Annotated in this window: 22 protein-coding genes; 7 read left to right on the top strand and 15 right to left on the bottom strand. The window is 72.1% G+C overall.

The genetic code is table 11. The features are described from left to right. The first annotated feature begins 44 nt into the window (after positions 1-44). Complete coding sequence (locus ACWD3E_RS16930) at positions 45-899, top strand: NAD(P)H-binding protein (RefSeq protein WP_451388318.1); 855 nt, start codon at positions 45-47, stop codon at positions 897-899. Here ACWD3E_RS16930 and ACWD3E_RS16925 read toward each other — a convergent pair. Next, entirely contained in the window at positions 896-2,338 is a 1,443-nt protein-coding gene (locus tag ACWD3E_RS16925) for an MFS transporter (RefSeq protein WP_451388317.1), read from the bottom strand. The genes ACWD3E_RS16930 and ACWD3E_RS16925 overlap by 4 nt on opposite strands. A 91-nt stretch (positions 2,339-2,429) precedes the next feature. Here ACWD3E_RS16925 and ACWD3E_RS16920 point away from each other — a divergent pair, with 91 nt between their 5' ends. Next, positions 2,430-2,831, top strand: coding sequence for a winged helix-turn-helix transcriptional regulator (locus ACWD3E_RS16920; RefSeq protein WP_451388316.1), 402 nt, complete (start codon positions 2,430-2,432; stop codon positions 2,829-2,831). A gap of 32 nt (positions 2,832-2,863) precedes the next feature. On the opposite strand, the gene ACWD3E_RS16915 is transcribed toward ACWD3E_RS16920, so the two are convergent. The 5 genes from ACWD3E_RS16915 to ACWD3E_RS16895 all read right to left on the bottom strand — a co-directional run bounded on the left by ACWD3E_RS16915 (position 2,864) and on the right by ACWD3E_RS16895 (position 6,734). Beyond that, on the bottom strand, positions 2,864-3,286 hold the full coding sequence (locus ACWD3E_RS16915) for an acyl-CoA thioesterase (protein WP_451388315.1): 423 nt from the start codon (positions 3,284-3,286) through the stop codon (positions 2,864-2,866). A gap of 73 nt (positions 3,287-3,359) precedes the next feature. Then, on the bottom strand, positions 3,360-4,004 hold the full coding sequence (locus tag ACWD3E_RS16910; protein ID WP_451388314.1) for a hypothetical protein: 645 nt from the start codon (positions 4,002-4,004) through the stop codon (positions 3,360-3,362). 117 nt (positions 4,005-4,121) lie between these two features. After that, positions 4,122-4,718 (bottom strand): histidine phosphatase family protein, encoded by a 597-nt coding sequence (locus tag ACWD3E_RS16905; protein WP_451388313.1) that lies wholly within the window; start codon positions 4,716-4,718, stop codon positions 4,122-4,124. Positions 4,719-4,828: 110 nt separating this feature from the next. Further along, positions 4,829-5,302: a carboxymuconolactone decarboxylase family protein gene (locus ACWD3E_RS16900; RefSeq protein ID WP_451388312.1), complete on the bottom strand. Its 474-nt coding sequence runs from the start codon at positions 5,300-5,302 to the stop codon at positions 4,829-4,831. A 223-nt stretch (positions 5,303-5,525) separates the two neighbouring features. After that, positions 5,526-6,734: a pyridoxal phosphate-dependent aminotransferase gene (locus tag ACWD3E_RS16895; protein WP_451388311.1), complete on the bottom strand. Its 1,209-nt coding sequence runs from the start codon at positions 6,732-6,734 to the stop codon at positions 5,526-5,528. A gap of 81 nt (positions 6,735-6,815) precedes the next feature. On the opposite strand from ACWD3E_RS16895, the gene ACWD3E_RS16890 reads away from it, so the two are divergent. Further along, a complete protein-coding gene (locus ACWD3E_RS16890; protein ID WP_451388310.1) occupies positions 6,816-7,442 on the top strand; it encodes a winged helix-turn-helix transcriptional regulator in 627 nt (208 codons plus the stop codon). Between the two features lie 105 nt (positions 7,443-7,547). On the opposite strand, the gene ACWD3E_RS16885 is transcribed toward ACWD3E_RS16890, so the two are convergent. The 5 genes from ACWD3E_RS16885 to ACWD3E_RS16865 form a co-directional block, all read right to left on the bottom strand. Beyond that, the gene (locus ACWD3E_RS16885; RefSeq protein ID WP_451388309.1) at positions 7,548-8,348 is read right to left on the bottom strand and encodes a hypothetical protein; all 801 of its coding nucleotides are present in this window, start codon (positions 8,346-8,348) and stop codon (positions 7,548-7,550) included. Then, positions 8,348-9,619 (bottom strand): VWA domain-containing protein, encoded by a 1,272-nt coding sequence (locus ACWD3E_RS16880; RefSeq protein ID WP_451388308.1) that lies wholly within the window; start codon positions 9,617-9,619, stop codon positions 8,348-8,350. The genes ACWD3E_RS16885 and ACWD3E_RS16880 overlap by 1 nt, the downstream gene beginning before the upstream one ends. Positions 9,620-9,714: 95 nt before the next feature. Beyond that, entirely contained in the window at positions 9,715-10,434 is a 720-nt protein-coding gene (locus ACWD3E_RS16875; protein ID WP_451388307.1) for an NUDIX hydrolase, read from the bottom strand. 69 nt (positions 10,435-10,503) lie between these two features. Then, positions 10,504-12,042 (bottom strand): hypothetical protein, encoded by a 1,539-nt coding sequence (locus ACWD3E_RS16870; RefSeq protein ID WP_451388306.1) that lies wholly within the window; start codon positions 12,040-12,042, stop codon positions 10,504-10,506. A gap of 59 nt (positions 12,043-12,101) precedes the next feature. After that, entirely contained in the window at positions 12,102-13,601 is a 1,500-nt protein-coding gene (locus ACWD3E_RS16865; RefSeq protein ID WP_451388305.1) for an IucA/IucC family protein, read from the bottom strand. A gap of 126 nt (positions 13,602-13,727) precedes the next feature. Here ACWD3E_RS16865 and ACWD3E_RS16860 point away from each other — a divergent pair, with 126 nt between their 5' ends. Next, positions 13,728-15,236 (top strand): IucA/IucC family protein, encoded by a 1,509-nt coding sequence (locus tag ACWD3E_RS16860; protein WP_451388304.1) that lies wholly within the window; start codon positions 13,728-13,730, stop codon positions 15,234-15,236. Positions 15,237-15,444: 208 nt separating this feature from the next. On the opposite strand, the gene ACWD3E_RS16855 is transcribed toward ACWD3E_RS16860, so the two are convergent. Beyond that, positions 15,445-16,701 (bottom strand): FAD-dependent monooxygenase, encoded by a 1,257-nt coding sequence (locus tag ACWD3E_RS16855; protein ID WP_451388303.1) that lies wholly within the window; start codon positions 16,699-16,701, stop codon positions 15,445-15,447. Positions 16,702-16,986: 285 nt separating this feature from the next. Between ACWD3E_RS16855 and trpS the strand changes: the two genes are divergently transcribed. After that, the gene (gene trpS, locus ACWD3E_RS16850; protein ID WP_451388302.1) at positions 16,987-18,018 is read left to right on the top strand and encodes a tryptophan--tRNA ligase; all 1,032 of its coding nucleotides are present in this window, start codon (positions 16,987-16,989) and stop codon (positions 18,016-18,018) included. Positions 18,019-18,060: 42 nt separating this feature from the next. After that, a complete protein-coding gene (locus ACWD3E_RS16845; RefSeq protein ID WP_451388301.1) occupies positions 18,061-18,975 on the top strand; it encodes a HipA family kinase in 915 nt (304 codons plus the stop codon). Between the two features lie 48 nt (positions 18,976-19,023). Here the strand turns inward: ACWD3E_RS16845 and aceB are convergent, their stop codons facing one another. After that, positions 19,024-20,649, bottom strand: coding sequence for a malate synthase A (gene aceB, locus ACWD3E_RS16840; protein ID WP_451388300.1), 1,626 nt, complete (start codon positions 20,647-20,649; stop codon positions 19,024-19,026). A 233-nt stretch (positions 20,650-20,882) separates the two neighbouring features. Then, entirely contained in the window at positions 20,883-21,488 is a 606-nt protein-coding gene (locus ACWD3E_RS16835; RefSeq protein ID WP_451388299.1) for a nucleotidyltransferase family protein, read from the bottom strand. A gap of 129 nt (positions 21,489-21,617) precedes the next feature. Between ACWD3E_RS16835 and ACWD3E_RS16830 the strand changes: the two genes are divergently transcribed. After that, the gene (locus ACWD3E_RS16830) at positions 21,618-21,932 is read left to right on the top strand and encodes a DUF5955 family protein (protein ID WP_451388298.1); all 315 of its coding nucleotides are present in this window, start codon (positions 21,618-21,620) and stop codon (positions 21,930-21,932) included. Between the two features lie 44 nt (positions 21,933-21,976). Here the strand turns inward: ACWD3E_RS16830 and ACWD3E_RS16825 are convergent, their stop codons facing one another. Continuing rightward, on the bottom strand, positions 21,977-22,768 hold the full coding sequence (locus tag ACWD3E_RS16825; RefSeq protein ID WP_451388297.1) for an IclR family transcriptional regulator: 792 nt from the start codon (positions 22,766-22,768) through the stop codon (positions 21,977-21,979). Between the last annotated feature and the right edge of the window lie 274 nt (positions 22,769-23,042).

Genomic DNA, 23,042 nt, shown 5'->3' with positions numbered 1-23,042 from the left:
AATTTCCAAGAGCGCAGCTCGCCGCCCGGCGCACCGTGGAGTGCATGATCCTCGTGACCGGTGCCACGGGCACCATCGGCAGTGAACTCGTACGACAGCTCGCGGCGCGCGGCGAGAAGGCGCGCGCCCTGACCCGCAACCCGGCCAAGGCCCGGGTGCCCTCAGGAGTGGAGGTGGTCCGCGGCGACTACCTCGAACCGGCCTCCCTGGAGGCCGCGATGACCGGGGTGACGGCCGCGTTCCTGCTGGGCGCGCCCGGTCCGGACTCGGGACGCGACCAGGCGCTGGTGGCGGCGGCGCGTGCGGCGGGCGTCAGGCGGCTGGTGAAGCTCTCCGCGATCGCGACGGGCGACCCCGACGTCGGCCCGTCCGGCGCCTGGCATGTGCCCGGCGAGCAGGCCCTGCGGGACAGCGGCACCGAGTGGACGATCCTGCGGCCCTCGTCCTTCGCCTCCAACACGCTGAGCTGGGCGCAGGCCGTCGAGGCGGGCGAGCCGGTGCCGAATCAGACCGGTGACGGGCCGTCCGGGGTGATCGACCCCCGGGACGTGTCCGAGATCGCGGCACGCGTCCTCGTGGAGGGCGGGCACGCGGGACGGACGTACACCCTGACCGGGCCGGAGGCGATCAGTGTCCCCGAACAGGCCGCCGTACTCGCCTCCGTCCTCGGCCGCCCGATCACCACGCGCGATCTGTCGCCGGCCGAGACACGCGAATTCCTCGTCTCCGCGTGGGGTTTCGACGACGCGCAGGCCGAGGGCATCCTGACCGCCACCGCCTTCGTCCGCAAGGGCGGCAACGCGGTCGTCACCCGGGACGTACCGGAGCTGCTGGGCCGGCCCGCGCGGACGTACCGGGAGTGGGCGCTGGACCACAAGGAGGCGTTCGGCCCGCGTTAGTCCTCTTGTCCGGGCCGCAGGACCGCCGCCGCCAGCACCAGCGCTCCCACCGCGAACCCCGTCGCCACCCGGAAGGCCAGCTGGTAGCCCTCCGCGGTGGCCGGGACCAACTGCGCACCCCGGCCGAGCAGTCCGTCGGTGCGCGACGCCGCCAGTGTCGACAGCACCGCCAGACCCAGCGAACCGCCCACCACCTGCGTGGTGTTGAACACTCCGGAGGCCAGGCCCGCGTCCTCCTCCCGCGCTCCCGACATGGCGAGCCCGGTCAGCGCGGGCATGGCCGCGGCGAACCCGGCGGCGAGCAGCAGCATCGGCGGCAGGACGTCGGCCGCGTAGGAGCCGTCGGCCGGAGCGCGGCTCAGCAGGGCCATGCCGGCGGTGATCAGCGCCAGCCCGGCCGGCAGCACCCGGTACGGGCCGAACCGGCCGATGGTGCGCGCCGACAGCCCCAGCATCAGCAGACCGATCACGACCGGGGCGGGCAGGAACGCGAGACCGGTCGCCAACTCGTCGTAGCCCAGCACGCGTTGCAGATACAGCGCGCTGATGAACTGGAAGCCGTACATCGTCGCGATCATCAGCATCTGCACGGCGTTCGCGCCGGTGAGCAGCCGGGAGCGGAACAGGCGAAGCCGCAGCAGGGGGCGTGCGGCCCGCGCCTGGCGCAGGGTGAACGCAGCGAACAGGGTGAGCGCGAGGGCCGCCAGGAGCAGGGTCGAGGTCAGCGAGCGGTCGCCGGAGCCGACGATGACGTACACCGTGAGCATCAGCGCGCCCGTGACCAGCGCGGCCCCCGGGTAATCGGCGCCCCTGCCGAGCCCGGCGCCCCGCTCGGGGGCGAGCACGCGCACCGCCGCCCACCACGCGGCCACGCCGATCGGCAGGTTGATCAGGAAGATCCAGTGCCAGTTCAGGGCCTGGGTCAGCGCACCGCCGAGGAAGGTGCCGAGCGCGCCGCCCCCCGCGCCGACCGCGCTGAACACCGCGATGGCACGGGCCTGTTCCCGGGGTTCGGGGAAGAGCGCGATCAGCATGCCGAGGACCACGGCCGAGGCCATCGCCCCGCCCACGCCCTGCAGGGCTCGCGCCGCGATCAGGGTGCCCTGCTCGGTCGCCGTCCCGCACAGCACCGACGCGGCCGTGAACACGGCGAGCCCGGACGTGAACATCCGCTTGCGGCCGACCAGGTCACCGAGCCGGCCCACCAGCAGGAGCAGCCCGCCGAAGGCGATCAGATAGGCGTTGACGACCCAGGCGAGCCCCGGCCCGCTGAAGCCGAGGTCGCTCTGGACGGCGGGCATCGCCACGGTGACGATGTTGGCGTCCAGGATCGTCATCAGGGTTCCCGCGCAGAGTACGGCGAGAGACGCCCAGCGGGAGTAGGTCCGTGAAGGTGTCACCGCCGCCGGTGACTGGCTGTGCTCGATGGTGGCCGACATGGCTCCCCGTTCTCCCTGCGCATCTTGGTGCACGACTTGTAACGGGGATCATCGTGAGTGACCATGGAGGCCGGCGTAAGGAGGCAGTCCGATGTCCCGGAGGAACACCGGTGTTACCGTCCAGGCGGTGAACGCGCACGCGTGCCCGGTCCGGGAAGTTCTTGACAGGGTGGCCGGGAAATGGAGCGTGCAGATCCTTGTCGCCGCCGCTCACGGACCCATCCGGTTCACCGAGTTGGAGCGCGGCATCGAGGGCATCAGCCGCCGCATGCTCACGCTCACTCTGCGCAACCTGGAGCGCGACGGCCTGGTCACACGCACCGTGTATCCGACGGTGCCGCCAAAGGTGGAGTACGAACTCACCCCGGCCGCCCAGGAGTTGCACGAGACGCTGCAGCGGATGACCGACTGGGCCGAGCGGAACCGGGTGTACATCGCCGAGGCGCGGGCGGCCTACGACGCCGAGCACAGTCCGGAGCTGCTCGACGCGTAGGCCACGGGCGGCTTACCGAGCGAGTGGGCGGCTTACAGGCCGAACAGGCCGGGATCCGTGGTCAGTTCCTTGAAGACCGCCGCGGGGTCGGCGACCAGCTTTCTCGCCTTGAGGTCCAGCAGGCCGCCGACCGCGGTGATCTCGGCCGCCAGCGTGCCGTCGGTCTTGACGACCTGCTGGCGGATGCGGAAGGTCTTGCCGCCGCTCCACTCGAACTCGCAGGTCACGTCGATCTCTTCACCGGCGAGCAGCTCGCGCCGGAAGCTGATCGTCGTCTCCAGCGCCACCGGCCCCACGCCCTGGCCGGTGAGCCGGGTCTGGCTGATGCCCGCTTCCCGGAGCAGCGACCAGCGGGCGTGCTCGGCGTAGTTGAGGTACACCGCCTGGTTGAGGTGGCCCTGTGTGTCGGTCTCGTAGCCACGCACGGTCACACGGACGGAATACGGTTCGGCCACTGCTTCCCCCTTCTCGCGCTTGCTCACGTTCACTCACGTTCGACTCTTCGAAACACCGATCTTGGCATGCCGTTCAGACGCGGCGCGGCGAGGCCAGCAGATAGCGCTTCCGGGTGCGCGGCTCGGTGTACTCGCCGGCCTGCCAGCCCGCCCGCTCCAGCGTGGCCGCGCAGGCGGTGAGGCTCGCCGCGTCCGGCGCGTACACGGCCACCGCCTCCGGCTGCGCGGTCGCCCGCACCCGGTAGCCGGGGCCCTCCGGACCCTCGGGGCGGTGCCCGGCCGCCTCCAGAGCGAGGGCGGCGGCCTGCACCAGATGCGCGCGCTCCCAGCCGCAGGGCCGGTCCGTAGCGCCGTCGGGACGGGTCATCCGGCGCAGCTCCAGCAGCCCCTGCCAGGCGCTGTGCACCTCGCGCAGCCGCGCCGGACCCGAGGCCGGGGCCTCCTCCTCCCCGCCGACGCGCGCCGCGAACACCCCCGTCGCGGGGGTGACCCGCTCCGGCGCCCCGCTCCTGTCCGCCGCCCCGGCCTCGGGCGGCGACTCGCGTATCCGGTGCCCCGCCGGGGTGAGGAAGTGGTCGTGCGGCGGCCGGGGGTGCCGGAACGCCAGCCCCCGCTTCACCAGGGCCGCGAGCTGCGCCTCGGTCCCGCGCAGCCGCCCGGTGACCGGATCGGCGGCGTCGATCACGCGCCGCTGTGCGACGGTCGGCGGTCGGGTCACGGCGTGCTCCCTCCCCGTGTCGTCGGATGCCCTGAAACCGCCGGACGGGCGGCTCGGATGCAGCGTACGACCGGGGTCTGACAACGGGCCGGGTGCGCCTGCCGGCAAGCGGGCCGGTCAGTCCGGCCGGATGTTCCATCCCGCCAGGACCGGCCGCCCGTGCTCCGTTCCGATGCGGCTCAGCGCCCCGGTCGCGAGCTGGAACAGGGCGCCGTGCTGCGGGGGCAGGCCCAGGGCGCGGGCGGTGAGGACGCGCAGGAAGTGCCCGTGGGCGATCAGGACGACGATCCCCTCGGTGTCGGCGAGGGCGGCGTCCGCCTTGGCCAGCATCCGGTCGGCGCGCTCCCCGACCTGCTGCGGGGTCTCCCCGGGATGCTCGGGCGGACCCGGCGCGACCCCGTCGGTGAACAGGAACCAGCCGGGCCGGCTCCGCTGGATCTCCACGGTGGTCACGCCCTCGTACCCGCCGTAGTCCCATTCGCGCAGGTCGGCATCGACCCGGGCGTCGTCGACGCCGATGAGCCGGGCGGTCTCCCGGGCTCGTTGCAGGGGGCTGACGAAGGCGGCGCCGATCCGGTGCGAGCGGATCAGCGGCACCAGCCGGCGGGCTTCCTCCCGGCCGTGCTCGGTGAGGGGCACGTCGGTCCAGCCGGTGTGCCGTCCGGACCGCGACCACTCGGTCTCGCCGTGCCGGACGAGAAAGAGGTCACCCACGTGCCGGCCCTTCCGCTCGTCTGTCAGCACGGTGTCACGGGGCGGCCTCGGCGCGCAGGGCGAACTGGTCCGGACGGGCAGCCACCGCCGGTGTCAGTGCCGAAGTGCTGTCATCCGTGCTGCCCGGGCTGGTAGTCGCCGGCGGGCTGCCTGATGATGATGTTCCCGCGGTTGAAAGCGTTGATGAGGGAGATGAGGCACACCAGGGCGGTGAGCTGCTCCTCGTCGAAGTGCTTGGCGGCGTTCGCCCAGGCCTCGTCCGTGACCCCGCCGGCCGCGTCGGCCACGCGGGTGCCCTGCTCCGTCAGCTCCAGGGCGGCGCGCTCGGCCTCGGTGAACACCGTGGCCTCCCGCCAGGCGGCCACCAGGTTGAGGCGCACCGAGGTCTCCCCGGCGAGGGCGGCGTCCTTGGTGTGCATGTCGGTGCAGAAACCGCAGCCGTTGATCTGACTGGCGCGGAGCTTCACCAGTTCCCGGGTCGCCTTCGGCAGCGTCGAGTCCGCGAGCACCCTGTCCGCCGCGACGAGGTGCTTCGCGAACCTGGCCGCGACCGGGCTGGCGGAGACGTTCAGCCGAGCTTCCATCGTGCACTCCTTGTCGTTGGTTCTCTTTGCTTGTCGTCCTCCGCTCTCGTCCCTATAAGACAATTCACCCCTGCGATCGGGGCAATTCACCCCTGCGAGCTGTGACAGCCGGGCGCCCCGGATTGTGTTCTCCATCGCCTAAGGGGTGATCGGCAAGTTCGCACGCTCGCCCTGACCCGCCGGCCGGCCTGGGGCAACGGCCGGCCGGCGACCGACTACGTGATTACTGCCGGTACCCGCTGAGGAACCGCCCGATCCGGCCGATCGCCGCCTCCAGGTCGTCGGCGTGGGGAAGGGTGAGGATGCGGAAGTGGTCGGGGGCGGGCCAGTTGAACCCGGTGCCCTGGACCACCTGGATCTTCTCGCGGAGCAGCAGGTCGAGGACGAACCTCTCGTCGTCGTGGATCTTGTGGACCTTGGGGTCCAGGCGCGGGAACGCGTACAGCGCGCCCTTGGGCTTCACGCACGACACACCCGGGATCTCGTTCAGCTTCTCCCAGGCAACGTTCCGCTGCTCGTACAACCGCCCGCCGGGAGCGGCGAGTTCGCGGATGGACTGGCGTCCGCCGAGCGCGGCCTGGATGGCGTACTGCGCGGGCGCGTTGGCGCACAGCCGCATGGAGGCCAGCATGGTCAGGCCCTCCAGGTAGTTCCTGGCGTGCTGCCGGGGGCCGGTCACCACCAGCCAGCCGGAGCGGAAGCCCGCGACCCGGTACGTCTTCGACAGGCCGCAGAAGGTGAGCACCACCAGGTCGGGGGCGAGGGACGCGGCCGAGTGGTGCACGGCGTCGTCGTACAGGATCTGGTCGTAGATCTCGTCGGCGAACACCATCAGGCCGTGCCGGCGGGCCAGGTCGAGGATGCCCTCGACGACCTCCTTCGGATACACCGCGCCCGTGGGGTTGTTGGGGTTGATGATGACCACGGCCTTGGTGCGGTCGGTGATCTTCGCCGCCATGTCGGCCAGGTCCGGGGTCCAGTCGGCCTGTTCGTCGCAGAGGTAGTGGACCGCCTTGCCGCCCGCCAGGGTCGTGACCGCCGTCCAGAGAGGGAAGTCCGGTGCGGGGATGAGGATTTCGTCACCGTCCTCGACCAGCGCCTGTACGGCCATGGAGACCAGCTCCGAGACGCCGTTGCCGAGGAACACGTCGTCCACGCCGACGTCCAGGCCGAGGTTCTGGTAGCGCTGGGCGACCGCCCGGCGGGCGGACAGCACGCCGCGCGAGTCCGTGTAGCCGTGAGCCTGCGGCAGCATCCGGATCATGTCCTGGAGGATCTCCTCCGGTGCCTCGAAGCCGAACAGCGCGGGATTGCCGGTGTTCAGGCGCAGCACGCTGTGGCCTGCCTCCTCCAGCGCGTTGGCGTGTTCGATCACCGGGCCGCGGATCTCGTAACAGACCTCGCTGAGCTTGTTCGACTGCCGGAACTCCATGCGTCCCTCCGGGAACTCGTGTTGCTTGGTTTTACCAAGTAGGAGCTTGGAAAGTCCAACAACCCGTCTAGACTGCGTCGCATGTCACCACGCCGAAGCTACGACCAGTACTGCTCCGCAGCCCGCGCCCTCGACCTCGTCGGCGACCGCTGGACCCTGCTGATCGTCCGGGAGCTGCTGGCCGGCCCCCGCCGCTACACGGACCTGCACGCGGACCTGCCCGGCGTCAGCACGGACGTACTCGCCTCCCGGCTGAAGGACATGGAGCGCGACGGGCTCACCACGAGGCGCCGTCTGCCTCCGCCGGGCGCCGCGTACGTCTACGAACTCACCGAACGAGGGCGTGAGTTGCTGCCCGTGCTGCAAGCGCTGGGAACGTGGGGCGCGGCGGAGCTGGCGGAGCGGCGGCCGACCGACGCGGTGCGCGCCCACTGGTTCGCCCTGCCGTTGTTGCGAGCCCTGGAGGGCGAAGGGCTGGTCGAAGTCCAGCTGGAGGAGGGCGAGTTCCATCTGCGGGTCGGCGCCCAGGAGGGGCCGGTGTACGGCGACGGGCCCGCGCCCGGCGAGGCGGACGCACGGCTGGTGATGGACGCGGCGACGTGCGAGGCCGTGGCGCGGGGCGAGTTGGGACTGACCGACGCCGTCCGGGCCGGGCGGGTGACGGTGACCGGGGACGGCGCGCTGGCCAAAGGCCTGCGGGAGTCGTGAAAACGGGCCGCAGTCCGGACTCCGCCTTTTCGGTCGACCGAGTAGTGGCGGGCGGTCGGGAAAAACGGAAGGCCCGCCGAAAGGCGGGCCTTCGCTCACGTCGCCTCAGACGCCGGGCGGCACCTGGGACGGCCGCCCCGAGCCCCGCGTCAGCGCGTAGCCGCCGATGCCGGCGAGCGCGGCGAGCATGCCGCCGACCGCGGTCCACACCCAGCGGTCGGTCCACCAACCGGAGGACCAGCCGTCGTCCGAGCCGAAGCTGGACAGCACGGCCGCCTTGGAACCGTCCTTGTTCTCCTCGGACTTGACGGCGATTCCGGGAACGAGCGGCTTGGCCAGCGAGCCGTCCACCGCAGCGGCGCCCCCGATGTCCTTGGAGTCGACGCGGACGTGCGCGCTCACCGGCTGGCCGAGGTCGGTGGGTCCGAGGTTCGCCACCGTCAGCCGGAGGTAGTACGTGCCCGGCAGCGGGTCGTTGGCCCACGGCTCCGACCAGGCGCGCACCGTGCGCAGCACACAGGCCAGCTCGACCGAGGTCGCTCCCTGCGCGGCGGTGCGCGTCGCCGCGCCGTACTGGCAGGACTGGCGGCGCCGCAGCCCGTCGTACACGTCGATCTGCCAGGTCTCGGCCCCGTGCGTCGTGGGGAGCTTCACCATCGCCTTGACGGTGGGCCGCTGGCCGGAGTCCGCCGGGAACGACCAGTACAGGTAGTCACCGGTCGAGGCGGACGCGGAGGCCTGCCGGCCCTGCTCGATCTCCGTCGCCGTACGGAACGAGGTGCCCGCCTGGGTGGGCGCCTGGTCGTCGGACGAGGCGCTGGGGGAGGGCGAGGAGTCGGCGGCGGCCGGTCCGGCGGCCAGTCCGAGCGCCAGCAGCGTGGCGCCCAACACACGTGTGATACGCATCAGTTCGTCCTCCAGACGGCAACCCGCCAGCGCGACACCCAGCCCCACAGCAGACCGGCCAGGAAGCCGGCCAGCACCAGCGCGCCGAGCAGCCACCAGCCGCGTCCGAGACCGAAGGCGGCCACGTCGCTCGCCTTGTCCGGGCCGTCCACCACGTCGACGGTCAGCTCCAGCGGCAGACCCGGGGACGTCTTCACACCGGCGGCCGGCGTGAAGGAGTTGGTGACCTGGAGGCACACCGTCTCGGCGGTGGCGTTGTCGTCGTCGTTGTCGGGGCGCGGGTAGCGCAGGCCCGTGGAGATGACGTCGGTGCGGCCGGTGCCCGCGGCCTCGCCGCGCACGACCTCGCGGCCGTGCATGGTCACCGCGCGCAGCAGCACGCCGTAGTTCGGGTTCACGGCCCGGTCGTCCGCCACGCTGACCGAGGCGCGCAGCTCCTGGCCGGGGTTGACGTCCACCTTGTACCAGCGCTGCTGCCCGAAGTCCTCGCGGTCGGTGTACAGCCCGGACTTCAGCGCGGGCGCGTCGGCGCACTGGCCCGTGCCCTCGGTGGCCACCGGCGTCACCACCGGATCGGCGGCCCGGTCCACCAACTGGCCGACCCGGTCGCTCAGTTCTTCCTTGTGCCGCACGTCGGTGTAGGTGCCGCCGGTCGCGTCGGCGATGCAGCTGAGCTGGGCGCGGGTCTTGGCGTCCGGCACCAGGCCGAGCGTGTCGATGGTCAGCCCGATGCCCTTGGCGGCTATCTCACGGGCCACCTCGCAGGGGTCCAGCGGCTGGCAGGTGTCCTCGCCGTCGCTGATCAGGACGATACGGCGGGTGCCGCCGTCTCTGCCGCTGACGTCGAGGTCCTGCGCGGCCTTCTCCAGCGCCGGCCCGATCGGCGTCCAGCCGGTCGGCGCCAGCGTGGCGACCGCCGTCTTCGCGTCGGTCCGGTTCAGCGGGCCGACCGGGTAGAGCTGTGCGGTGTCCTTGCAGCCCGTCCGGCGGTCGTTGCCACGGTAGTTGGCGCCCAGGGTCCGGATGCCGAGCTGAACCTCCTCGGGGGTCGCGTCGAGCACCTCGTTGAACGCCTGCTTCGCCGCGGCCATCCGGGAGCCGCCGTCGATGTCCCGCGTACGCATGGAGCCGCTGACGTCCAGCACGAGTTCGACCTTGGGAGCGGGCTGCCCCGTCTCGTCGGCCAGGGCCGGGGCGGGGACCGCGATCCCGGCCGTCAGGGCGGCGAGCAGCGCACACACGCCCGCCGCCAGCCGTTGTCTTCTGATCATCGGCGGATCCTATTGACCACATGCGCCGGGTGCCAAAACGGCAGGCGACCGCAACCGGAACGACAGGCACCGCCACCGTGCCAGGCGCCGTACCGTCAGAACAGGCCTGCCAGCCGGGCCCGGTACAGCACGGCGATCGTGAAGCCGTCGGTGATGCGCCCGTCGGCCACCATCTTCTCCGCCTCGGTGGGCGCCACGGTGACCGCCCGCGTGATCGCCTCGCCCGCCTCCAGCTCGCCGACGCCGTCCACGCGGGCGGCGTAGAGCTGGACCTTGTGGCCCAGCAGGCCGGTGTCGGGGTGGACTTCACCGAGGGCGATCACCTCGGCCGGGCTCGCGCTGATCTCCTCCTTCAGTTCCCGCGCCACGTTCTCCTTCGCCGTGGCCCCCGGATCACCGAAGCCGCGCACCGCCTCCCAGTGCCGGCTGCGGGTGGCGTGCCGGTAGTGCTCGATCAGTACGACCTTCCCCTCGGGGCCGAGCAGCGGCAGGACCACCACCCCGGGAGAGGAGTCCGGGGGCGGCAGGACGCGGTCGTACAAGCCCAGCCGGCCGTCGGGGAAGCGCACCGGATCACGCAGGTACCACAGGTAGCGGTTGGCCGACACCACACCGGCCGGAACGGGCCGTACCGCCGCCCGCAACCGTGCCCACAGGGCGCCGAACGGGCCACGGCGGCCCGGCGGTTGCGCGGCGGTCACCCGGCGTCTGGCGGCGCGGACCAGGGCCGGATCCGTCAGGATCTCGATCTCCCCCGGACCGTCGTCGCGGAACCACTCGGGAACGTCCCGGCGCAGGGCGTCGTACCGGTTCATGGGGCGCTCGGCAGGAAGGGCAAGGGCGTACTCCGTGCTCCAGTGTCCGGGGCTTCAGCGGTCCGGGCTTCAGTATTCAGGCAGGACTTCGTTGTCCTGGGTGGTCGCCGCGGCCGTGCCCGTCGGGGCGGGGCCGGTCGTGTCCCGGTAGTTGGGCAGGCGGCGCACCAGGTCGTGGAACTGCGACCATTCTCGTTCACCGGCCAGCCGCACGGTGGCTATCTCGCGGGCGAACCGCTGTTCCCGCTGCCCGGCGGTCAGGTTGCGCAGCACCAGCTGCACCGAACCGGTCAGCGAGCCGCTCACGGTGAGCGGCAGGACCGAGCCCGCCACCTCCCACAGGCCGTTGCCGCTGACGGCCGTGAAGACGGCCGCGCCCACCGTGACGACGACCTCCACGACCGGACGCCACACGTTCGGCCGGGCGTGCCTGCGCTCCCGGGCCAGCGCGAGGATCTCGGAGTTGAGCTGCACATAGCGGTCGAAGACCCGCCCGACCGATTCGCCGAACGCCTCCGGGGCGGCGGTCAGTTCGCCGAACGCCCGGATGTACGCGTTCCAGGCGTGGCTCTGCCGCAGCCGCCAGATGTCCTCGAGCGTCAGGGCGTTCACCGCCGACGGTGTCAGATGGTCCTGCACGGTCGCGAAGGCCTGCCGCCGCAGGAAGGTCAGCAACTGCTCCGGGTCCTCGACGAAGCCCGTGGTGGCCCTGGCCTCGCGGGCCTCCTGGAGCACCACGCGCCGCAGGCTGCCGACCGGGGTGAGCGGGTAACGCCCGAGCGCGTCGGCCAGGTTGACGTTGTAGATCAGATCCAGAAGCTGCTTTATCTCCGCGGCGAAGGGCTTGTCGCGGTCGTAACGGCCCTCGGCGACGTTCGTCCCCGGCTCGGACACGAACTCCTCGTACAGGCTGTTGCGCACGACCGGCTGTCTGCGCACGCTCAGGTCGTTGCTGAAACCGACCACCTCGCCCAGCCGCCGCCCGAACCGGTCGGCGTCCTCCTGGGCCACTCCGACCTGGGCGGCCAGGATGTCGATGTCCTTGGCCGTGAGCCCCTGGACCTTCTCGGCGAACGGCTGGAACAACCGCATCCGGGTGCGCTCACGGTTCTCCTGGTCGCCCGGCGCGCCGTCCCAGGACATGCGCACGCAGCGCACCCGGTCGGCGGCCGGCAGGCCCGCCAGCGTCTCCTGCCACGCCGTGAAACCTGCATGCCGCTGGTGGAGATAGGCGGGCGGCTCTTCGGCAGGATGCCGCTCGTTGAGCAGGAAGGGGACGATCGCCCCCGAGGCCAGGAGCCTCTGGTGCGCCGTGCGCGCCTTCCCGGCCTCCACGAGATCGCAGTTGATCGCGTCGTTGTTGTAGAAGAAGGCGCGATTGATCACGACCTGGCTCGCGTTGATGAGACTGCGGAAGTACTCGGCCCGCACCTCCTGGACGCGCTGCTCGGCGACCTGCTCCAGGGAGCGGCCCCGTTCGATCATGTCCTTCGTGAGCTGTGCCGGAACCCACTGGTTGTCCAGCGACTGCGCGATCACCGCCCCCGGCTCCAGCTGTTCGGGGCGGATCGGCGTCATCAGTCCGTCACTGCTGTCGGCGTCAGTCATCTGCTGCTCTCGAGGATTGGGAGGCCAACGCTTGTTTCCTGCAAGGATATGACGCGAAATCAGTTCAGTGGGGTGAACGGGTTGGGCAGGCCGGTCCAGATGTCTCCCCGGAGCCCCGGCGACAGACGCATCAGCGTCAACGCCTTTGCGGGGATGGGTCCTTCGCGCAGCGCCCGCAGGTCCGCCGTGTCCGGCAACTCCGCTACGGCCGCCGCCAGCGCCGCCCCCAGGGCCGCGCCAGAACCCGCCGTACCGGCCAGCGCCCCCGCCACCAGGGAGCCGAACAGCTTGCGGCGCAGGGTCGTTTCGTCGTCCGTGATCAGGCGGCCGGTCAGGGCGGGTGGGGCGATGCCGTGGCGGGTGAGGCGGGCCGGGCTGATGCGGAGGTCGGCGAGGTCGCGGTAGACGAGGCGGACGGGGGTGTGGTCGGCCGAGAGGATCACCAGGAGGTTCTGGCCGTGGGCCTCCAGGGCCACCCCGAGGTCCAGCAGCCCTAGACCGACCGTGAGGGCGAGGCGGGTGAAGGCGGCCAGCCAGGCGGGGGAGTCGGGCAGCCGCGTCGTAGCCAGCGCGGCCACCGGCACCACCCGCTCGCCCGGACCCGCGTACGCCTCGGGGGACTCGCGCAGTACGGCCGCCAGATCGGGGGAGTGGGCGGTGGCCGCGCCCAGGGTGCGGGTGATGTGCAGCAGGCCGTCGGTGCGGGTGGCCAGGTCTGTCGCGAAGGACGACAGGGTCGCCGCCGTCTCGATCGAGTACGAGGAGATGTCCCGCACCGAGGAGGTCAGCCGCGCACTCAGAGCCGTCTTGACGTGCGGACCGTCGGGCAGGGCCAGGGTGCGCAGGGACATGAGCGGGTGCGCGGTGCGCCAGGGGCCGGACGACCGCTTCAGCACATGCGCCGCCTGCCACGGGTGCACCGGCAGCAACAGGCGTTCCCCGTCCCGCAGTTCCTCGGGCCACTCCCCGGCCAGGAGGCACTCGGCGGCCGACACCGCTACGGTCCTCAGCTCCACCGCCGGGCCGTGTTCGGGGCCGTACGCCAGCTGGTCGGCCACCGAGAAGCCGGGCCGGGAACGGCAGTTGGGGTGGAAGGGGTGGCCGTCCACCACCCGCTGCTCCCACTCCCAGTCCTGCCCGGGCCACTCCTTCGGGTGATCCGCGCCGGCCCGCGACAGCGCCAACGAGGCCACGCTTTGGGCCAGTTCGGCAGCGAAGTCCGCCGCGTGCGGCACCGCGAGGCCGGTCATCAGCCGCGCCGGATCGTCGTAGTGCTCCTGGCCGAGACGCACGGCGCTCACGTAGGCGCTCGTCGCGTACGGGTCCGCGTGCGGACCGTGCAGCGTGCGGCCGTCGGCCAGCCGCAGGGCCAGGCCGTACGCCCCCCGCACCCTGCCCGTGATCCACGGCAGCGGCTCGTGCGCGAGCGCCCGCCACAGGCGGCTCAGCACGGCCGCCCGGGCGCCGGGCAGCTCCGCCGCGTACCGGGACAGCAGGGCGGGCCGGACGACGGCCAGCTCCTCGGCGATCCTCGTCTCGGCGGTGGGGGGACGGGACACGGTCGGCTCCTTGGGTACGCACAGCTCAAGGCAGGATTGTCACGTACGACAGAGATGCTGGTCACGACCGGCTCCCCGGCCCAGCGAGCAGGGGACGGCCGCGGCCGGTCCCGGACGAAAGAACGAATGGAACGCGTGGACCTCAAGCCCCCTGCCGACACCGTCGGCCTGCGTGCCGACGCGTACGCGGCTGCCCCCCTGCTCAACTGTCTGCTGCGGGAGCTCGCCGAGCCGTTGCCGGACTCGGGGGACCGGCGCGTCTACCGGCTCCCGGGCGGCGGGCGGCTGCTGCGCGTACGGGACGGCCGGCGGCCCGCCGACCCCGAGGTGCGCACGGCCGGGGCCTGGCACCGGCTCGGCCACCCCGAGCTGGTGAAACTCGTCACCGAGGAGCTGCGCCGGCACACCGGGCTGTCCGGCGGCGACCTGCCGGCGGAGATGGTCGACAGCCGGGAGGCGGTGGCGGCCCTGCTCTGCGCGCGCTCGACGGCGACCCCGCCCGAGGACCCGTACCTGCGCTCCGAGCAGTCGCTGATCACCGGCCACCCCTGTCACCCGGCCCCGAAGGCGCGCGGCGGCGGCCCGGCCGCGTCCTGGCTGCCGTACGCCCCCGAGGCCCACGCCCGCTTCCCGCTGGTGCTGCTCGGCGTCCGCGAGGACCAGGTGGCCGAGGAGGGCGACACGAGCGCCCTCGACGCCCTCGGCACCGCTCCGCCCGGCTACCGGCTGCTGCCCGCCCACCCCTGGCAGCTCGGCCTCGTCGCCCGTGAGCTCGCCCCCGCCTTCGCCGACGGCCGGCTGGTCCGGCTCGGCACCACGCCTTTCGCCGCCTGGCCGACGGCGGCCGTCCGCACCGTGTACGAGCCCGGGCGCGACCTGTTCCTGAAGTTCAGCCTGGATGTCCGCATCACCAACGACATACGCCGACTGTGGCGCCACGACCTGCTGAAACTGCGCCGCACCGATACGGCGGCCACGCAGGCCTTCGCCGCGATGGGCCGGCCCGCGGCCTGGCTGAGCGACCACGGCTACCGCACCGCGGCCTTCGCCTTCGAGGAGCTGGCCGTCCTCGTCCGTGACGGCCTGCGCGACCACTTGCTGCCCGGCGCCACCCCGCTGCTCGCCGCCGGGCTCGCCGAGGGCTTCGACGGCAGCCCGCTGGCCGCCGCGGCGGACCCGGAGGCCTGGTGGGAGGCGTACCTGCGCCAGGTCGTGCCGCCCACCCTCACGGCCTTCGCCGAGCACGGCGTCGTCCTGGAGGCGCACCTGCAGAACACACTCGTCGCCGTGGACGCGGCCGGCACGCCCGTGCAGGCGCTCTTCCGGGACGCCGAGGGCGCCAAGCTGCTGCCGGACGTGTCCCGCGCGGCGGGCTGGGAGCGACTGGTGTACTGCCTGGTCGTCAACCACCTCACCGAGATCGCCGCCGCCCTCGCCGAACACCACCCCGGCCTCGACCCCTGGCCCGCCGCCCGCCGCGAACTCGCCCGGCACGACCTGCCCGAGGTCCCCGCGCTGCTCGCCTCGCCGACCCTGCCCGGCAAGACCAACCTGCTGCTGCGCTGGACCGGCGCGGACGGCGCGGACGCCCGCTATCTGCCCCTGCCGAACCCGCTGGCAGGAAGCGGGACCTAGGCCCTGTCGGCAAATTCCCGCCTGCCCCGCGACGCCTGGCACGCCCGCTCGCCGCGTTGCCGGAGCGCCCACGTGACTCCTCCCCCACGCTCGAACACGCTCGCGCGGGGGGACCCCCATCGAGGCCGCTCCGGCGCCTTGCGATCGGGCGCACCAGACGCCGCGCGGCCCGCCCTCCGGGCGGACGACGGGAATTTGACGACAGGACCTAATCCCCGCGATCCCCGCGCCGCAGCTCCCGCCCGCCGAACGCCCCCGTCCCGTCCGCCTGCTTCCACCAGGTCTCCAGGCCCGTCTGGTCGAGCGTCCGCCAGTTGGGGGTCTCCTGGACCAGGGCCCGGCCGAGCCGCCGCCCCAGGTCGACCAGGACCCGGCCGGAGGGCGTGCGGTCGGTGTCGTACGCGGCCAGGGCGTCGGACCAGGTGGCCGCCGACGTCATGGCCGACTCCAGGACCGTGGCGTCCTGGAGCGCCTTGACGGCGCCGGCGCCGGTGTGCGGGCGGGCGACCGTGGCCGCGTCGCCCATGAGGAGCGCACGGCCCACCGTGTAACGCGGCGCCGAGAAGTCGTACATCGGCTGGAGGAACAGCTCCTCGTGCGTCGTCGCCCGCACCAGGTCGCCCCAGTAGGGCGGCAGCAACTCGGCCGCGACGTACGCCAGATGGGCGCGCAGTCCGTCGCCCGCCGTGCCCGGGGGCAGGCTCGTGGGTGTCTCCAGGCCCTGGTCGAGACCCGACGGCGGGGCCGTGTACAGCACCCAGTTGACCCGGTGGCCGCCGGTGGCCGGGTCCGGGATGCGGTACACGATGAGATGGCCGCCCTCGAAGACGACGTACACGCACTCGTCCTCGGCCCACAGCTCCGGGTCGCGCAGCCGCTCCGACGGATAGGCGCCGCGCCAGGCCAGGTATCCGGCGTACCGGGGGCGGACGTCGGCGTACACGGCCGCGCGCACCGTAGAGCGGTAGCCGTCCGCGCCGATCACCACGTCGTACTGCTCGCTGCGCCCGTCCGCGTGCACCTCGGCGCCCCGGGCTGTCACCTCGACCGCCTCCACCGCCGAGCCGGTCCGGAAGTCCGCCGCCTCGGGCACCCGGCCGCGCAGCGCGTCCCAGAGCGGGCCCCAGTTGTAGGTGCGGAACGGGAAGGGCATCACGCCGATCTCGCGCCCGAGCGGGCCGAGCGGGCCGAGCGGGCCGAGCGGGCCGTGCGCCGCCCTGCCGTCCCGGACGTACCAGCGGCGGCGGACGAGTCCCACCCACGGCATCGAGGCGTCGAGCCGGCCGGCCGCCTCCAGTTCCGCGTAGCGGGCGTCGTGCACGGCGAGCCCGACCCCGCGGTCGGCCAGGCGGTGCGACGCACGCTCGTACACCGTGATCCCCTCGGCCCCGCCCCGCGCCAGCGCGAGCGCCGCCGCGCATCCGGCGATGCTCCCGCCCACGACCGCGACCCTGCCACCACGCATTCCGCGCCCCCCGGTGTTCGTCCTCCCCTGCGGGACCATCCTGGCAGCCGGGCGCCGCCACCGGACAGTGGAATCCAGGCCGACGGCGTGCCGGTGGACGCTATGCTTCGCCCATGCATCTTTCGTCATGTCTGAGCTGGTGGCGCTCCGCTTAGGAGCGGCCACCTCTCCCGCATGACCTCATGCGCGCCCGGGCCGTTCGGATGGACGGCCCTTTTTGCGTTCCCTGGACCAGGGCTCGTGTCCTCCGCACGGCGAGACCGACCCGACCCACCAGGAGACGTCGTGAACACCACCGCCCAGTTGGAAGAGCTGATCGTCAAGGACCCGGCACAGTTCCGCGTGCTGACCGGCGACCGCCCCACCGGCCGCCTGCACCTCGGCCACTACTTCGGCACGCTGCACAACCGGGTCCGTCTTCAGGACCTCGGCGTGGAGATGTTCGTGATCATCGCGGACTACCAGGTCCTGACCGACCGCGATGTGGCGGACGACCTGACCGGCCACGTCGAGGAGCTGGTGCTGGACTACCTCGCCGTCGGCGTGGACCCGGCCCGCAGCACGATCTTCACGCACAGCGCCGTCCCCGCCCTCAACCAGCTGATGCTGCCCTTCCTCAGCCTCGTCTCCGTCGCCGAGCTGAACCGCAACCCCACGGTCAAGGACGAGATCGCCCACTCGCGCCAGTCCGCCGTGAGCGGCCTGATGTTCACCTACCCCGTCCACCAGGCCGCCGACATCCTCTTCTGCAAGGGCAACCTGGTCCCGGTCGGCCAGGACCAGCTCCCGCACCTCGAACTCACCCGCACCGTCGCCCGCCGCTTCAACGACCGCTACGGCAACGGGACCGCCGTGTTCCCCGAGCCCGACGCCCTGCTGTCGAGCGCACCCCTGCTGCTCGGCACGGACGGCACCAAGATGAGCAAGAGCCGCCGTAACGCCATCACCCTGGCCGCCGACGCCGACGAGACCGCCCGCCTGCTCAAGGGGGCCAGGACCGACTCCGAGCGCCACATCACCTATGACCCGGCCACGCGCCCCGAGGTGTCCTCGCTCCTGCTGCTGGCGGCCCTGTGCCAGAACCGGACCCCCGAGGAGGTGGCCGCCGACATCGGCTCCGCGGGAGCCGCCGCGCTGAAGACGACCGCGACCGAGGCGGTCAACGAGTACCTGGCCCCGATCAGGGCCCGCCGGGCCGAGTACGCGCAGGACCGCGCCCACGTCCGCGAGGTGCTGCGCGAAGGGAACGAGCGGGCCAGGGCCGTGGCTGATGCCACGCTCAGCGAGGTGCGGGCCGCCATGAACAGCCACTACTGACCACCCCGCCCGGTCCGTCACCCCCGGTTACTATGCTCACAAATGCTGACTGAAGTCACCGCAACCCGCTACGTCGAACCCCTGCGCTCGGGCGGCTCCGTCCCCGGCGTCGTCGAGGCCGACGACCTGGGCACGTACGTCGTGAAGTTCACCGGCTCCGCGCAGGGCCACAAGGCGCTGGTCGCCGAGGTGATCGTCGGCGAGCTGGCGCGTGCGCTCGGCCTGCGCTTCCCGGAACTGGTCCTCGTCCACTTCGACCCGGCGATCGCCGCCGAGGAGCCGCACCAGGAGGTGCGCGACCTGCACGGCGCCAGCGCGGGCGTCAACCTCGGCATGGACTATCTGCCGGGCGCGCGGGACTTCACCCCGGAGCTGGCGAAGACCTTCCCCGTGGACCCGCTGGAGGCCGGCCGGATCGTCTGGCTGGACGCGCTGACCGTCAACGTGGACCGTACGGTGCACAGTTCCAACCTGATGGTCTGGCCGACGCTCGGCACCGTCCCGCCGCGCCTGTGGCTCATCGACCACGGCGCCGCCCTGGTCTTCCACCACCGCTGGGACACCAGGACCCCGGGCAAGAAGTACGACTTCCGGCACCACGCCCTCGGCCACTACGGCCCCGACGTCCGCGCCGCCGACGCCGAACTGGCCCCCCGGGTGACCGAGGAACTGCTGCGCGGGATCGTCGCCGAGGTCCCGGACCCCTGGCTCGCCGAGGACGCCGGGTTCGCAACCCCCGACGACGTCCGCGCGGCCTACGTCGACTACCTCCTCGCGCGTGTACGGCTCTCCGCCGAGTGGCTGCCCACCGACTTCCCGAGCCGGCAGCAGCTCGCGGCCGAGGAGGCCGCCCGCGCGGCGAAGACGCAGGCGGGCCGCCCGGACTGGCTCAAGCGCGTCCCCGACCTGCACGGCAAGCCCGCGGCGGAACAGGACTGGTCCGCGCACCTGGGCTGAGCGCGTAACGGCCCCGGGGGAGTCCCCGGGGCCGCGATTGCGTGAGCGTCAGCCCTTGAGCTGCCGGTACGCCGGCAGGGTGAGGAAGTCGGCGTAGTCTTCGTCCAGGGACACCTGGAGCAGCAGGTCGTGTGCCTCCTGCCAGTGCCCGGCCGCGAAGGCCTCCTCGCCGATCTCCTTGCGGATGGCGTCCAGTTCCTCGGCGGCGACCTTGCGGGCCAGCTCCGGGGTGGCCTTTTCGCCGTTCTCGAACTCGACGCCCGCGTTGATCCACTGCCAGATCTGCGAGCGGGAGATCTCGGCGGTCGCCGCGTCCTCCATCAGGTTGAAGATGGCGACCGCGCCGAGCCCGCGCAGCCAGGCCTCGATGTAACGGATGCCGACCTGGACGGCGTTGACAAGTCCGGTGTACGTCGGCTTCGCGGCGAGGGAGTCGATCGCGATGAGGTCGGCCGCCGCCACGTGGACGTCCTCGCGCAGCCGGTCCTTCTGGTTCGGCCTGTCGCCGAGGACCCGGTCGAAGGACTCCATGGCGATCGGCACCAGGTCGGGGTGGGCGACCCAGGAGCCGTCGAAACCGTCGTTCGCCTCGCGGTCCTTGTCGGCGCGGACCTTCTCGAAGGCGACCTTGTTGACCTCGGCGTCCTTGCGGGAGGGGATGAACGCCGCCATGCCGCCGATCGCGTGCGCGCCGCGCTTGTGGCAGGTGCGCACGAGGAGTTCGGTGTAGGCCCGCATGAACGGGGCGGTCATCGTCACGGCGTTGCGGTCCGGCAGGACGAACTTCGGGCCGCCGTCACGGAAGTTCTTCACGATGGAGAACAGGTAGTCCCAGCGTCCCGCGTTCAACCCCGAGGCGTGGTCGCGGAGTTCGTAGAGGATCTCCTCCATCTCGTACGCGGCGGTGATCGTCTCGATGAGGACGGTGGCACGGATGGTGCCCTGCGGGATGCCGACGTAGTCCTGTGCGAAGACGAACACGTCGTTCCACAGCCGCGCTTCGAGGTGCGACTCGGTCTTCGGCAGGTAGAAGTACGGGCCCTTGCCGAGGTCCAGCAGGCGCTGGGCGTTGTGGAAGAAGTACAGGCCGAAGTCGACGAAGGCGCCCGGAACGGCATGGCCGTCGGCGTCGACGAGGTGCCGCTCGTCCAGGTGCCAGCCGCGCGGGCGCATGACGACGGTGGCGAGGTCCTCGTTCGCCTTGAGGGCGTACGACTTGCCGGACCTGGGGTCGGTGAAGTCGATGTTCCGGGTGTAGGCGTCGATCAGGTTGACCTGGCCGAGGACCACGTTCTCCCAGGTGGGCGCTGAGGCGTCCTCGAAGTCGGCGAGCCAGACCTTCGCGCCCGAGTTGAGCGCGTTGATCGTCATCTTGCGGTCGGTGGGGCCGGTGATCTCGACGCGCCGGTCGTTCAGCGCGGCCGGGGCCGGGGCGACCTTCCAGGAGTCGTCCGCGCGGACGGCGGCCGTCTCCGGGAGGAAGTCGAGCGTGGAGGTGCGGGCGATCTCGGCGCGGCGCTCGGCGCGGCGGGCGAGGAGGTCGTTGCGGCGCGGTGTGAACCGCCGGTGCAGCTCGGCCACGAAGGCGAGCGCCGCGTCGGTGAGGACCTCCTCCTGCCGGGGCAGGGGCTCGGCGTCGACGATGGCCAGCGGGGACGGCGCTGGTGCGGACATGAGCTGTCACTTCCTTCAGCGGTGGCACTAAGTGCCAACTGGCACGAACGGGGCGAACAGCGCCGACGATGGGGGTCCCCCCGCTCGAGCGAAGCCGAGAGTGGGGGAGGGCAGGCGCTTCTGAAAGTGGATAGTAGTTTCCTCATTGTGGAACTTCAATGGTTTGTTGATGTCGAGATTCTCTGGGTCGAGGCAAGGTGGCGCTCGGTGCCACCCCCTTCACTCAAGGTGGTTCAGGACTCAAGGTGGCTCAGGTCGGCCTCGGTGTCGATGTCGTACGGCTCGGCCACGTCCGCGCACTCCACGAGCCGGATCGACGCCGCGTGCTCCTGCAGATAGGCGCGCGCCCCGCGGTCGCCGGTCGCGGTCGCCGCGATACCCGGCCAGTGGGCCGCGCCGAAGAGGACCGGATGCCCGCGCACGCCGTCGTAGGCGGCCGAGACCAGCGAGCCCTCGTCCTTGTACGCGCCGAGCACCCGCGCCACCGCCTCGGCCCCGATGCCCGGCTGGTCGACCAGGCTCACCAGGGCCGCGCGCGCCCCCGTCCCCGCGAGCGAGCCGAGCCCGGCGCGCAGGGAGGTGCCCATGCCCTCGGCCCAGTCGGGGTTGTCCACGAGCACGCAGCCGGACAGCTCGGCGCGCCTGCGCACCTCGTCGGCCCGTGCGCCGAGGACGACGTGGATCCGCCGGCATCCGGCCGCCCTCAGCACTCCCACCGCATGCTCGACCAGCAGTCGCCCCCGGTGCTCCAGCAGGGCCTTGGGCCGCCCTCCGAGCCGTCTGCCGCCACCGGCGGCGAGCAGCAGCCCGGCGACCTCCTCGTGCAGTTCGTCCGTCATGCGTCCTGCATACCTGACGCGGGCCGAGCGGGCCGGTTGCCTCGGGCTGAATTTCGGCGCGCGCTGTGGCGCTCCCGCACGGCGTGGCGTTTACTGACCCGCGCACGAGGAGGTGCCTGGGGGAGGGCTGTGTTGCGGAGCTTGGAGCAGAGTCCGGTGACCGGCAGTGGCGAGGACCCGAGAGTGGCGGAACTGCGGACCGCCGTGTCCCGGTTACGCCGTGAACTCGCCGTGCTGCCCGCGGAATTCCCGGACCGGGCCATCGCCGAGTCCGAACTCGCCGCCCTGGCGGCCATGGCTGCCGGCGGCACGCCGGAGATCCCCCGCCTGCGCGGCTCCCTGCTGCTGATCGCGGGCGCGATCGGCTCCGTCAGCGCGCTCGGGCGGGGGCTGGGGGAGGTGAGGGCGGCGGTGGATCTGTTCGGCGAGTCACCGAGGACGTAGGAACGAGAACGCAAGAACAGGCTTACGCCCCAAAGGCAACACGCTTACGCCCCGGAACTGGCCAGCGCCTGGGACAGCTCCGCGGCGACCTGCTGCAGCACCGGCACGATCTTGTCCGTGGCCGCCTCGGTGACCCGTCCCGCGGGCCCGGAGATGGAGATGGCCGCGGCCGTGGGCGAGTCCGGGACGGACACCGCGAGGCACCGCACCCCGATCTCCTGCTCGTTGTCGTCGACGGCGTACCCGAGCCTGCGCACGTCCTCCAGTGCCGCCAGGAACCCCTCCGGCGTGGTGATGGTCTTCTCCGTCGCCGCGGGCATGCCCGTGCGGGAGAGCAGGGCCCGTACCTCCTCGTCGGGCACGTGCGCCAGCAGCGCCTTGCCGACACCCGTGGAGTGCGGCAGCACCCGGCGCCCGACCTCCGTGAACATCCGCATCGAGTGCTTGGACGGCACCTGTGCCACGTACACGATCTCGTCGCCGTCCAGCAGCGCCATGTTCGCCGTCTCGCCGGTCACCTCCACCAGCTGGGCGAGGTACGGGCGGGCCCAGGTGCCGAGCAGCCGGGAGGCGGACTCGCCGAGGCGGATCAGCCGCGGCCCGAGCGCGTACCGCCGGTTCGGCTGCTGTCGTACGTAGCCGCAGGCGACCAGCGTGCGCATCAGGCGGTGGATGGTGGGCAGCGGCAGCCCGCTGGTCGCGGACAACTCGCTCAGGCCGACCTCGCCGCCCGCGTCCGCCATCCGCTCCAGCAGATCGAAGGCGCGCTCCAGGGACTGGACGCCGCCGGTGGAGGACTTGGCGGAGTCGTTGGTGCTGGCGCTGGACGTCGGCACGGCGCGTTCCTTTCGGGACGGACAGGAAGAGCAGCAGCCTACCCGGGAGTCGGTTGACTCCCTGCTTGTGCGTAGCTACGTTCTGCCTACTGGAATTCTAATTCCGTCTTGTGGAAACGTCCAGAGTGGGCACTCGGGGCGCGCTGCTCGACGGCGGCCTCTTGACGGCACCGGAGTGGGAGTGAAGACTCCTTCAACAGAACGTTGAATTCCGTTACGTGGGTGTAAATCCCGTTTTCCTGGGCGTAAAACGGCGGCAGAGAGAGGGGTCCGG

The organism is Streptomyces sp. NPDC002676 (genome assembly GCF_053592455.1).
The sequence above is the reverse complement of the archived record's forward strand: the minus strand, read 5'-3'. Positions and strand labels throughout refer to the sequence as shown.